The organism is Dyella sp., assembly GCF_035277725.1.
Classification (GTDB): Bacteria; Pseudomonadota; Gammaproteobacteria; order Xanthomonadales; family Rhodanobacteraceae; genus Dyella_B.
Map to the genome: position 1 here is coordinate 1 of NZ_DATEJY010000135.1, position 12,875 is coordinate 12,875.

General features: G+C 60.1%; 8 protein-coding genes. 5 read left to right on the top strand and 3 right to left on the bottom strand.

Annotation, left to right across the window (positions count from 1 at the left end; genetic code table 11):
• Both VJR68_RS12455 and VJR68_RS12460 read left to right on the top strand, forming a co-directional pair.
• Nucleotides 1-1,383 (top strand): glutamate synthase-related protein (locus VJR68_RS12455; protein ID WP_324148036.1); only part of this gene is annotated, 1,383 nt, incomplete at its 5' end.
• The gene (locus VJR68_RS12460) at nt 1,380-2,819 is read left to right on the top strand and encodes an FAD-dependent oxidoreductase (protein WP_324148037.1); all 1,440 of its coding nucleotides are present in this window, start codon (nt 1,380-1,382) and stop codon (nt 2,817-2,819) included. The genes VJR68_RS12455 and VJR68_RS12460, both read left to right, overlap by 4 nt.
• Nucleotides 2,820-2,964: 145 nt before the next feature.
• Here VJR68_RS12460 and VJR68_RS12465 read toward each other — a convergent pair whose 3' ends face one another.
• Both VJR68_RS12465 and VJR68_RS12470 read right to left on the bottom strand, forming a co-directional pair.
• Nucleotides 2,965-6,057, bottom strand: coding sequence for a TonB-dependent receptor plug domain-containing protein (locus tag VJR68_RS12465; RefSeq protein ID WP_324148039.1), 3,093 nt, complete (start codon nt 6,055-6,057; stop codon nt 2,965-2,967).
• A gap of 553 nt (nt 6,058-6,610) precedes the next feature.
• Entirely contained in the window at nt 6,611-6,976 is a 366-nt protein-coding gene (locus VJR68_RS12470) for a hypothetical protein (RefSeq protein WP_324148041.1), read from the bottom strand.
• A gap of 302 nt (nt 6,977-7,278) precedes the next feature.
• On the opposite strand from VJR68_RS12470, the gene VJR68_RS12475 reads away from it, so the two are divergent.
• Complete coding sequence (locus VJR68_RS12475) at nt 7,279-9,504, top strand: NADP-dependent isocitrate dehydrogenase (protein WP_324148042.1); 2,226 nt, start codon at nt 7,279-7,281, stop codon at nt 9,502-9,504.
• Between the two features lie 124 nt (nt 9,505-9,628).
• Nucleotides 9,629-10,648, top strand: coding sequence for a TraB/GumN family protein (locus VJR68_RS12480; RefSeq protein WP_324148044.1), 1,020 nt, complete (start codon nt 9,629-9,631; stop codon nt 10,646-10,648).
• A 91-nt stretch (nt 10,649-10,739) separates the two neighbouring features.
• On the opposite strand, the gene VJR68_RS12485 is transcribed toward VJR68_RS12480, so the two are convergent.
• Nucleotides 10,740-11,690, bottom strand: coding sequence for an aldo/keto reductase (locus VJR68_RS12485; protein ID WP_324148045.1), 951 nt, complete (start codon nt 11,688-11,690; stop codon nt 10,740-10,742).
• A gap of 364 nt (nt 11,691-12,054) precedes the next feature.
• Here VJR68_RS12485 and VJR68_RS12490 point away from each other — a divergent pair.
• On the top strand, nt 12,055-12,875 hold an 821-nt coding region (locus tag VJR68_RS12490; protein ID WP_324148047.1), incomplete at its 3' end, for a LysR substrate-binding domain-containing protein.

Here is a 12,875-nt window from a genome sequence, read left to right on the forward strand (position 1 = left end):
ACCGTCAGCGGCCACGATGGTGGCACCGGTGCAAGTCCGCTCACCTCGATCAAGTACGCCGGTACGCCGTGGGAACTTGGCTTGGCCGAAACACAGCAAACGCTACGCCGCAATGACCTGCGTGGCCGCGTGCGCCTGCAAACCGATGGCGGCTTGAAGACCGGCCTGGATGTGATCAAGGCGGCGCTGCTCGGTGCGGAAAGCTTCGGCTTCGGCACCGGCCCGATGGTCGCGCTGGGCTGCAAGTACCTGCGCATCTGCCATTTGAACAACTGCGCGACTGGCGTCGCCACGCAGCATCCGGTACTGCGCAAGGATCACTTCATCGGCCTGCCCGAGATGGTGATGAACTACTTCACCTTCATCGCGCAGGATGTGCGCGCGCATCTGGCCAAGCTCGGCGTGCGCTCGCTGGGCGAGATCGTGGGCCGCACCGAATTGCTGGAACAGCTCGAAGGCGTCACGCCGGTGCAGCACCGGCTGGATCTCACGCCGTTGATCGATGGCACCGGCTTGAGTGCGCGCAGTGAATTTGCGTGCACGCTGCCGCGCAATCCGATGCGTGATGACGCCGAACTGGCGTCGCGCATTGCCATCGATACCGCTGCCGCGGTGGCGAACAAGAGCGGTGGTTCGTTCGCTTATCGCATCGAAAACACCGATCGCGCCATCGGTGCGCGTTTGTCCGGTGACGTTGCGCGCCGGTATGGCGATCACGGCATGGATGCGAGCCCCATCGAACTGAAGCTGGAAGGTGCGGCCGGTCAAAGTCTTGGCGCGTGGAACGCCGGCGGCGTGCATATCGAACTAATCGGCGAAGCGAACGATGGCGTCGGCAAGGGCATGGCGGGTGGCCGCATCGTAGTGCGTCCGCCATCGGATGCACCGTACGCCAGCCAGGATGCATCGATCATCGGCAACACGTGCTTGTATGGCGCCACCGACGGCGAGCTGTATGCCGCGGGTCGCGCGGGCGAACGTTTCGCCGTGCGCAATTCCGGTGCGATCGCCGTCGTCGAGGGCGCAGGCGATCACTGCTGCGAATACATGACCGGCGGCGTGGTCGCCGTGCTTGGCAAGGTCGGTCTCAATTTCGGCGCCGGCATGACCGGTGGCTTTGCCTACGTGCTCGATCTCGAGCGCGACTTCGTCGACTGCTACAACCACGAGCTGGTCGACATTCTGCGTATCTCACCCGAGGGGATGGAAAACTACATGCAACACCTGCGGAAATTGGTCACCCGCCATGTTGAATTGACTGGCAGCGATTGGGGTCGGCAGATTCTGCGCGACTTCCGCGGCCTGCAATACAAGTTCTGGCTGGTGAAACCGAAAGCCGCGAGCCTCGCTGTGCTGGCCGAAGAACTGCGGAGGGCAGCATGAGCGCCAAGCTATTCCAATTCCTCGACGTCCCCCGACAGCCGCCGCGCACCGTCCCGGTGGCGGTGCGCGTACTCGGTTACGGTGAAATCGGTGGTGACTTCGCGTCGCCGCAGGCAGCCACGCAGGCGGAGCGTTGCATCGATTGCGGCAATCCGTATTGCGAACATGCCTGTCCCGTTCACAACTATATTCCCAACTGGCTGAAGCTGGTGCAGCAAGGTCGCATCCTGGAAGCGGCCACGCTGATGCACGAAACCAATCCGCTGCCGGAAATCTGTGGGCGCGTGTGTCCGCAGGATCGTCTTTGCGAAGGTGCGTGCACGCTGGAACAGACCGCGTTTGGCGCGGTGACCATCGGCAGCATCGAACGCTGGGTGACGGATGAAGCGTTGCGGCAAGGCTGGCGTCCGGATCTTTCCAATGTGCGTGAAACCGGCCATCGCGTTGCGGTGATCGGTGCCGGCCCCGCCGGCCTGGCGTGCGCGGATCGTTTGCGTCGCGAAGGCATCGCCGTCGACGTCTACGATCGCCAGCACGAAATCGGTGGCTTGCTGACCTTCGGCATCCCGCCGTTCAAGCTCGACAAGGGCGTGGTGCGCACACGCCGCGACGTGCTCGAAGGCATGGGTGTGCGTTTTCTGCTCGGCAAGGAAGTCGGCCGCGACGTGGAGTTCGGCGCACTGCTGGAAGAGTACGACGCGATCTTCGTCGGCACCGGCGCCTACACTTTCGTGGATGGTCAATTGCCCGGCCGCGAACTGCTCGGCGTGCACGACGCCTTGCCGTTCCTGATCGCCAACACCGAACGCCTGCTGCGCGACGAGCCCGCTTCCACGTTCGATTTCCACGGCAAGCATGTGGTAGTGCTCGGCGGCGGCGACACCGGCATGGATTGCAACCGTACCGCCATCCGCCTCGGCGCTGCTTCCGTGACCTGCGTGTATCGCCGCGACGAAGCCAGCATGCCCGGCTCCGCGCGCGAAGTGAATTACAGCCGAGAGGAAGGTGTCACCTTCCTGTTCCAACGCCAGCCGGTGGCGATTCTCGACAACGGCAACGGCCAGGTGCGCGGCGTGCGCGTGGTGGAAACGCAGTTGGTGGATAGCGGTGACGGCCGCCCGCGGCCGCAGAACGTTCCCGGCACGGAATCCGACATCGTGGCGGACGTGGTGATTCAATCGTTCGGCTTTCTGCCGAGCCCGCCGAATTGGTTGGGTGCGCACGGTGTTGAACTCGCACGCTCCGGCAAAGTGATCACCGGTGCGAAGGGTCATCTGCCGCATCAAACCAGCCATCCCAAGATCTTCGCTGGCGGCGACAACGTGCGTGGCGCGGACCTCGTGGTGCGTGCGGTGTATGACGGCCGCGAGGCAGGCAGGAGCATTGCCAGCATGTTGGCGGGTGCATCGGTAAAAGCAGCGGTAGCCGCCGGCTAAGCTTTTTTCCGGTCTTCAATCGCCGCATATCGATTAGCGTGAAGTGCGCGTAGGCGCTTGCAATAAATCCTGATTTGCGCAAATCACAAAAAAAGCCCCTCTCCAGTGACGGAGAGGGGCTTGCCTGGATGCAGCGTGATACGGCTTAGAACAACTTTTGGTCGTACTTCAGGTAGACCACGCGACCGAAGTCGTACTGCGGGTTATAGGGAAATTGCGAGTAGCCGTCCGTACCCGTAGGGCCCAAGGGACCGATTACGCTGAACGTGCCGTTGTAGCTGAGCGGCGCGTGGCGGTTGAAGACATTGGTGGCGCCCACGGAGATCTGTCCATGCCATGGAGCCTTCCAGCTCAACTGCAGATCGTTGAACGCAACCGCACCCTGGCGATATGCACCGAGCTGATCCTGCACATACGAGTTGGGATTGTTGCAGGGGAAGTACATCTGCAGATTGGTCGCGTCCGGACGGCAGGGTTCCTTCAGGGCCGAGAAATAGCGAACCGTCCAGGTGGCGCCGAAGCTGCCCCACGACCAGTTGATGTTGGTGGTGTCGCGGAAGCGCCATACCGGTCCCAGGATCTGATCGTAAGTGCCGACGTTGTATCCGATCACCGGGCCGCCGGTTACTGCTTGCTCCTTCAGCGAGTTGATATAGGTGCCACTGGTATCGATCTTGAACTTGCCGACGGGCGTATCGGGGAACAGATAGCTCAGCGTCAGATCCGTGCCACGTTCATCGACAAAGCCCTCGTTGACCAATGCCTGCAGCAGATTGATGACCTGGCCATTCGCCGCTGAGCGTTGGAACTGCCCGCACTGCTGTGTTTCGCCCAGCAGATAGCAATTGCTGAGAATGCTATTGGCAGAAGGCAGGGTGATGATGTTGTCGACACGAATGCGGTACGCGTCCAGCGTCAGGTTGAAACCCGTCAGCCAGCTTGGGCTGTACACGATGCCGGCTGTGTAGTTCTTGGATGTTTCAGGCCGGAGTGCGGCGTTGGCGCCGGTGTAGTAAGGCGTCGTGCTGGTGTTGTTCGGTCCGGGTACCGGCACGCCTGTGGTCGTGAGCTGAGTGAAGCCCGGGCCGACACCCGGCAAGCCGGCGAAGCCGTTGAGACAGCGCTGCGCCACCGCCGAATTGCCGGTCAGGCCGAAGTTGACGTCGCAGGGATCGGTGTAGTTCGTAAAGCTTTGCATCGTGCCGCCGTATAGATTGGAAATCGACGGCGCGCGGAAGCCTGTGCCATAGCTGGCACGCACCAGCAAGTCATTGATCGGCTGCCAGGAAATTTTGTAAGAGTTGTTGTTGGTGTCGCCAAAGTTGGTGTAATGCGAGAAGCGATGCGACACGTCGAAATTCAACAGCTGCGCACCTGGCAGTTCTTTGAGCAGGGGCACGTTGATTTCGGCATAGGCTTCGTTGATGCCATACGAGCCATGTCCCGGGTTCTGCTGCAGGTTGGTGTTGATGCCTTGCTGCGTGTAGGGATCCGGTGTGACACCGCCCGAGACGTCGCGGTGATCGCCGCCGACGGCGAAGGTCACATCGCCGGCGCCGATCGACTGCGGCAAGGTAAACATGTCGCCGCTCAGATTCGCTTCCACGTTGCGCGTCTGGCTCCAGGAATGCGTAAAGAAGCTGTAGTTGAGGTAGTTGATCTCGGCGGGTGTCAATCCACCCGAGCCGGAGAACGGGTTGAGCGGTACGCAACCGGCGATGACGTTGGTCGGCGTACCACACTCGACTTGGCCGTTGGAGGCGAGGAAAGACGGACCGATCGCGTTATACAAATGCACCAGATTGAGGTTGCCGGGGCCGCCCATGTCCTGGATGTAGTGGTAGTCGCTGTAGCCCGCGTTCCAGTTGAATTCCCGCTCGCCTAGCGAAAACTCGCCTTCCAGTCCTGCGCGGAATCCGTACTGCTTGATGTTGTTTACCGTGTATCGATTGGGTTCGTACAGCGGCAGGCTGAAGGCCACCGTGTCGCCAGGTAGCGGGTTGTAATAGGCATTCGGCGAGAGCATCGGGAACCAGGCCGCGCCGAGACTGCCGGCCGGCAAACCAAGCGCCTTGGCCAGATTCGCGCCATTGGCCGGCGTCAACGAACTCAGCGGATAGCCGCCGATGTAGTCGGTGGCGTTGTTGCTGTTATAGGTGCCGGTGAAGACGGCCTTGATGTTGTCGGTGATCTTGAAATCACCCTTCAACGTGTACGACTTCAAGCGGTTGTTCGGGATCAGTGTCTCGTACGCTGCCTGATTGGCGTAATCGTTGTTGTAGTAGGGAGTGGGATAAACAACGCCAAACGTATTGGGATGATAGTTGGCGATGTTCATGCCGTTCTGGCCCGCGTTGACGGTGAGCGGGAAACTCAGATTCGGCGCGGTGACACCAAGCGGAGGGGTGGCGCTCAAAATCGTGCCGTAATCGGACGGCTGCACCGAAGCCGGATACTGCGGAAAACTGAAGTAGCCGTTTTTGCTGAACCACGCCTGGTTCGCCATGATCTGATTCATGTTTTGAATCGACACGTTGAAGGTAAACGAGCCGCGCGAGAACTTGTGGCCGCCGGTCAGGCTGAACTGGTTTTGCTTGCCGTAGTTACCCGGGGCATAAGTGCTGTTGTACGTATCGAGATAAAGGCCATCCACGTTCTTGGTATGGATGTTGATTACACCAGCAATCGCGTCGGAACCATAAATCGACGACGCGCCGTCCTGCAGGATGTCCACGCTATCGATCAGCGAACTTGGAATGGTGCTGAGGTCGGTCTGGCCAAAAATGTCGGTGGTGTAGCGCTCGCCGTCGACCAGGATCAGCGTTCGCGGTGCGCCCAGGCCACGCAGGCTGGCGTACTGGCCGACGATGCCACCCAAGGAGCTTTGCGTGCTGGTGCCGGACGAACCGACCGACGGAATGTTCTGCAGGATTTGGCCAACGCTGACGAAACCCTGCTGTTGCAGCGCTTCATGCGAGATGGCGGTGACCGGTTGCGCTGTTTCCACGTCGACGCTACGGATCAGCGAACCGGTGACGGTCACCGTTTGCAGCGTTTTTGAATTGTTCTGCGGTGGTGTCGTCGTGGATGGTTGTTGTGGGTTGCTTTGTGTCGCCTGGCCTGTAGTTGGCGGTGGCGGGGGAGTGTTTTGTGCGGTAGCCACCGTTGCCAGTGTGCTACCTCCGAATGCCAAAGCGATGCGTATCGCCAATGCGATGTTGTGATGCTGCAAGTTCACGTTTAAATCCCCTTTTCATTATGGGTGGACCCAGTGATTGCAGGCTTTTCCTCGCCTGTATTGGACTTCTCCGTCACGCTGCATGGTGGGAGGGTTTTCATGCATGCGTGGCGGGCCGAGCTTAGATGAAAAATATGTTGTCGATATAGGTCGATAGTGTTGCGTGCGTTATTGCGAAAATCGCATTCGTAATTTTGTGCGTAAGTTTCGTGTCAACGATGAACTCCTCTTGGCGCGGGACGTAAGTAGCCACATACCCGCGTTGCCGAAGGAAATCGAGCGCCAATTTCAGGGAATTTTTTGCAGAAATGGTTTGCTTTTTTAACCAACTTTAGTGCGAGTCATGACAAATGGCATAGATAAAACGCTAATGATGAACGCAAATGGTTCGTCAGCCATTTGTCAGTTTGTGCTCGCCGCCATAAATGGCACATATAAGAGCCGTGGCGAAAAATAATATTCGTAGGTAAAAATGTCGGTAAATAAAAAAGGCGCCGTATAGGTAGGCGCCGTAATTCGAATCCAATAGCTGTCTAGTGCTTCCATATTTTTTCTAGCTGCATACCGCCGCCTCGACATGCGGAAGGTCGCCACAAACATTCCGCAATTTCGCCAGCAACATGTCACGATGCGTCGCGACTTCCGGCGGCTGCTTGCCGACGCCCTGCAATTGTGCACAACGCAGCGTGGCGTGATAGGCGAGTAAGCGGCCGGGCAGTTCCGATCGCCTGCGCGCATCGCCTTGCCAGAGCACGGCAACCCAACCTTCCTCTTTGTCGTGATGCGACTCGTCCACCGGCATGTACAAGGTGCCGTCCAGCAGCGACAGCGCGCAATCGTGTCCGTCGGCAAACTGGAAGGTGCAGAGCGGCTTCAGCTCGGCGATGTAGTTGACGATGCGTTGGCTCAATCCGGTCATAGGCCATTCCCTCAGGCACGAAACGGGGGCGCATGGTAGCGGCAAGCCTTATGACATAAGTGAGATGCCGCCAACAGTACCGGTGAGCGGTGTGATCGGATGAGCCATGCCCGATCCTCGCGCTTCCGCCAACCTGTCGAAAACGCGACAATGGGCAGATTTCCTTAAGGTCCCGCCGCCATGCCAGTGGCTTGAATTCGGCGGGTCCGACGCCACTAGCGTGGGGCGCGCTGCATGTCCGGCTTGGGCCGAGCGGCGTTTTCCCTTACGCACCCGCCGTAGCCAGAGAGGTTGCCCGACCCATGTCCCAGACGCCGAAGATCATCTACACGCTGACGGATGAAGCCCCCTACCTTGCCACCCAGTCCCTGCTGCCCATTATCAAAGCCTATACGGCCACGGCGGGTATCGAGGTGGAAACGCGCGATATCTCGCTGGCGGCCCGCATCCTGGCACAGTTCTCGGACACGCTGAAAGACGGCCAGAAAGTCTCCGACGACCTCACCGAACTGGGCCAGCTGGCCACCACGCCGGATGCCAACATCATCAAGCTGCCGAACATCAGTGCCTCGATGCCGCAGCTCAAGGCGGCGATCAAGGAGCTGCAATCCCAGGGTTATGCCTTGCCGGATTACCCGGAAGAACCCAAGGATGTGAGCGACTGGAATATCCGCGCACGCTACGACAAGGTGAAGGGCAGTGCGGTGAACCCGGTACTGCGCGAAGGCAATTCAGATCGCCGCGCGCCGCTCTCGGTGAAGAACTATGCGCGCAAGCATCCGCACAAGATGGGTGCGTGGAGCGCCGATTCGAAGACGCATGTGGCGCATATGAGCGGCGGCGATTTCTACGGCAGCGAAAAATCCACCACCGTCGAGCAGGCTACCGTGGCCAAGATCGAATGGGTGGGCAAGGACGGTGGCAGCACGGTCCTGAAAGAGAAGACCAGCCTCACTGCCGGCGAGATCATCGACGCCGCCGTGATGAGCAAGAAGGCGCTGGCCAGCTTTATCGACGCGCAGATTGAAGAGGCGGAAAAACAGGGCGTGCTGTTCTCGCTGCATCTGAAGGCCACCATGATGAAGGTGTCCGACCCCATCATGTTCGGCCAGGTGGTCAACGAGTTCTACAAGGATGTGTTGGCCAAGCACGCCGATACGCTCAAGAGCATCGGCTTCAATCCGAACAACGGCATTGGCGATCTATACGCGCGCATCGGTTCGCTGCCGGCCGACAAGCAGGCCGAGATCAAGGCGGATGTGGACGCTGAATATGCAAAGCGTCCGCACATGGCGATGGTCAATTCCGACAAGGGCATCACCAACCTGCACGTGCCCAGCGACGTGATCATCGATGCGTCGATGCCGGCGATGATCCGCGACTCCGGCAAAATGTGGAACGCCGAAGGCAAGCTGCAAGACACCAAGGCGGTGATTCCGGATCGCAGCTACGCCGGCGTGTACCAGGCCGTGATCGAGGATTGCAAGGCGCACGGCGCGTACGATCCCACCACCATGGGCAGCGTGCCTAATGTGGGCCTGATGGCGCAGGCGGCGGAGGAATACGGTTCGCATGACAAGACCTTCCAGATCGCCGGTGAAGGCGTGGTGCGCGTCACCGATGCGAACGGCAAGCTGCTGTTGGAACACAACGTGGAAGCCGGCGATATCTGGCGCATGTGCCAGACCAAGGATGCGCCGGTGCAGGATTGGGTGAAGCTCGCCGTCACTCGCGCGCGCCTCAGCAACACGCCGGCCGTGTTCTGGCTGGATGCGAACCGCGCGCACGATGCGCAGCTGATCAAGAAAGTGGAGCGCTACCTCAAGGATCACGACGTGAGTGGCCTGGACATCCGCACGCTGTCGCCGGTCGATGCCACCAAGTTCTCGCTGGAACGCATCCGCAAGGGCCAGGACACCATTTCGGTGACGGGCAACGTGCTGCGCGATTACCTCACCGATCTGTTCCCGATCATGGAACTTGGCACCAGCGCCAAGATGCTCTCCATCGTGCCGTTGATGGCGGGCGGTGGCCTGTTCGAAACCGGCGCCGGCGGTTCCGCGCCCAAGCACGTGCAGCAGTTCCTGGAAGAGAATTGCCTGCGCTGGGATTCGCTGGGCGAATTCCTGGCCATGGCCGCCTCGCTGGAACATCTCAGCAACCGCTATAACAACAAGGCAGCCGGCGTGCTGGCCAAGACGCTGGATCAGGCCAACGGCAAGTTCCTCGACAACAACAAGTCGCCCGCGCGCAAAGTCGGCGAGCTCGACAACCGCGGCAGCCATTTCTACCTCGCGTTGTACTGGGCGCAAGCACTGGCCGAGCAAAACGACGATGCTGCGCTCAAGGCGAAGTTCGCGCCGCTGGCCAAGGCATTGGGCGAGAACGAAGCGAAGATCGTGGGTGAGCTCAACGGCGCGCAGGGCAAGGCAGTGGACATCCATGGCTACTACCACCCGGATCTGTCCCTGGTAAGCAAGGCGATGCGGCCGAGCGACACGTTCAATCAGGCGTTGGCGGCGTTGTAAGCCATCATTGACGGCAAGAACAAAGGGGCCTGAAGGCCCCTTTTTTTGGGAGTTCACTAAACATAGTTCGCCATGAACAGGCATTAGAATCATGGCGGACGATCATCATGCGGGACTTCCGATCATGCGTGTCTCCCCGGCAATAGGATGCCTTGCTCTTCTAGTGGCAACGCAGGCGTGGGCGCAGTCGGCGCCGGTTTCTTCCAGCACGACGTCATCACATGCCAGCAGCACCGTGCTTCCAGCCGTCACGGTCACCGGCGAACAACCCGGTCCGGGCTTATGGAAAGTAAGCAAGGGCGATCACGTGCTGTGGGTGCTCGGAACCTTGACACCTTTGCCCCGCGGCATGGAATGGCGTTCCAAGGAGGTGGAGGATACCTTGGCGCATTCGCAGGAACTTTTGGAGGCGCCCAAGGCAGAGGTGAAAGTGGATGTGGGCTTCTTCGGGAAATTGTTCCTGATGCCATCGGTGTATAGCGCGCGCAAGAATCCTGGCGGCGCCACGTTGGAGCAGATCCTGCCTGCGCAAATGTATGCGCGCTGGGAACACGTGAAGCCGCAATATTTCGGCAATGACCGCCGCATCGAATCGTGGCGGCCGATCCTGGTGGCCATGGAGTTGTACAAGAAAGCTGTGGACAAGGCGGGTCTCACCAACCGCAACGACATAAACAAGCTGGTATTCACCCTGGCCGACAAGCATGGCGTGAAACGGGTGCCGGTGAAATACAAGCTGACAGTGGAACATCCGCGTGCGGCGCTGGACGCCATCAAGCAGACCAACCTGCACGACATCAGCTGTTTCAACCAGACGTTGAACACCGTGCAGAACGACATGCCCAGCCTGACCGAGCGCGCCAATGCCTGGTCGACCGGCGACATCCAGACGCTGCGCAGCTACGCGGTCAATGACCGTTACCAATCCTGTGTGATTGCGGTGCTCAATGCCGAATTCGCCGAGGAACTGGGTTTGCGCGACCTGCCCAAGCGCATGGAACAGTCATGGCTGCAGGCGGCGGAAGCAGCGCTGACGCACAACACGCAGACGTTTGCGTTATTGCCGATGGAGGAAGTACTGGCGCCGGATGGCTATCTGGCGCAGTTGCAGGCGCAGGGTTATACGGTCCAGGCACCGGAATAACGATCCATCGCAGGCTGGGATGAAATCCCAGCATCGCAATCCACAAAAGCCGCTGGGATTTCATCCCAGCCTACGTGGCTACGTACGAGGTTCAAAAGCTCGCGCTGGCGTCATTCAATGCAGCGATCTGCTCTGCCGTCAGCGAAAGCTCCACGGCGCCCGCCAGTTCGCGCCATTGCGCGGCGGACGTCGCACTGACAATCGGCGCGGTAATGCCGGGACGCGCAATCTGCCACGCCAACGCCACCTGCGACGGTGTCGCTTTGTGAGCGGCAGCCACTTCGTCCAACGTGGCCAGCACCTTCAGGCCTTGTGGCGTGAGGTACTTCTTTACCGCGCCGCTGCGTGCCTTGCTTTTCGCCAGATCGGCTTCGCCGCGGTATTTGCCGCTGAGGAAACCGCTGGCGAGCGCGTAATAGTTGATGACGCCGATATGCTGCTGGCGCACCAGCGGTTCCAGTTCCTGCTCGTAACCGATGCGGCTGACCAGGTTGTATTCGGGTTGCAGGCTTTCATAGCGCGGCAGCTTGTATTCGCTCGAAACCTTCAGAGCTTCGGCAAAGCGATCGGCGCTGTAATTGGAGGCGCCGATCGCGCGTACCTTGCCTTCCTCGATCAACCGCGCAAACGCACCCAATGTTTCGCTCAGTGGCACGGTGGCATCGTCCTCGTGCGCCTGGTACAAGTCGATATGATCGGTCTGCAACCGCTGCAGCGAGCTCTCAACCGCCTGGCGGATGTTGAGCGGCGACAGGCCGCGATGCTCTACCCATTTGGCGACCTTGGTGGCGATCAGCACTTTGTCGCGCTTGCCGCTGCGCTTGAGCCACTTGCCGATGATGGTTTCCGATTCACCGCCGCGGTTGCCCGGCACCCATGCCGAGTACACGTCGGCGGTATCGATCAGGTTGAGGCCGGCATCGACGAAAGCGTCCAGCACATCGAACGAACGTTGCTCATCCGCGCTCCAGCCGAACACATTGCCGCCCAGGGCAAGCGGAGCGACGGAAAGCGTGGAACGGCCCAATTGGCGCAGCTGCATGAAAACGATCCTCGGCAAAGAAAGAAAATCGGCCGCCTGGCGACGGCTGGCCATCTTTGCCGAGTTGGGTACGGGCCCGCGTTAATCAAGCACAGCAGGGAGCGTTATCGCGCGGCCTGGCGGGCAACGGAAGCTTCGCCACGTCGACCTCGACCTCTGCAGGCTTGGCCTCGCAACCGCATGGCGGCGCGTCGACATGCCACGTCAGATTGGACGGGGTGATATGGCCGTGAAGGAACAGCAAATCGACCCATGGCGAACGCATGGCAGCGGCTTCCTGATCAAGTGGGTAGGCGCAAAGTAATGGGGTAAGCCCACAAGAAAAAGCGATATATTCGCAAGCCAGAGTTGAGGGGCGTTCAACATGAGTCGGGTACCGCTCAGTCTTTTGCAGCAATTCGTGCAAGTGGCGCGCTTGGGTAATCTTTCGCGCGCGGCCGAGCAGGCCAACCTCACCGTGAGCGCATTGAGCCACCAAATGCGCCAGCTGGAAGAACGGCTGGAACGACGCCTGTTCGAACGTGGCCCACGCGGCGTCACCTTGACGGTGGAGGGTTGCAGCCTGCTTGAAGCGGTCGGCGAGCACTTCGATGGTATCGAACACGCGCTGGCACGTTACCGCGTGCGGCGCCACGATGCGCTGACCCTCAGCGCCAGCCCCGGCATCATTTCCAGCTGGCTGATGCCGCGTTTACCACGCTTGCTGGCCTCGCATCCGGAGCTGGAGCTCAATCTGCAATCCACCAACTTGCTGGTGAACTTCGAGCGCGAAGCCGTCGATGCAGCCGTGCGCTACGGCAAGGGCGAGTGGGAAGGCTTGCGTAGCGAATATCTGTTCGGCGAATGGATTGCGCCGGTGGCTGCGCCGGAGCTGGTCGAACGCATGGCTGGCGCCGATCCGCTGGACCTCACGCAATGGCCGCTGATCGGCGACCCTAATCGCAATAACCGCTGGATCGATTGGTTCGCGCACTACGGCGGCGAACCGCCGCATCGCTATATCGCCCACGTGGATACGATCGATGCGTTGCGCCAGGCTGCGTTGGAAGGCATCGGTGTGGCGCTTGGGCGCATGGTGACGACCAAGTCATGGATCGATGCGGGAAGGCTGGTAGTGCTGGGTGATCGCTATCTGCCGGTGCCGGAGGCGTATCACCTGGTGTATCCGCCGCGTTCGGAAGATCA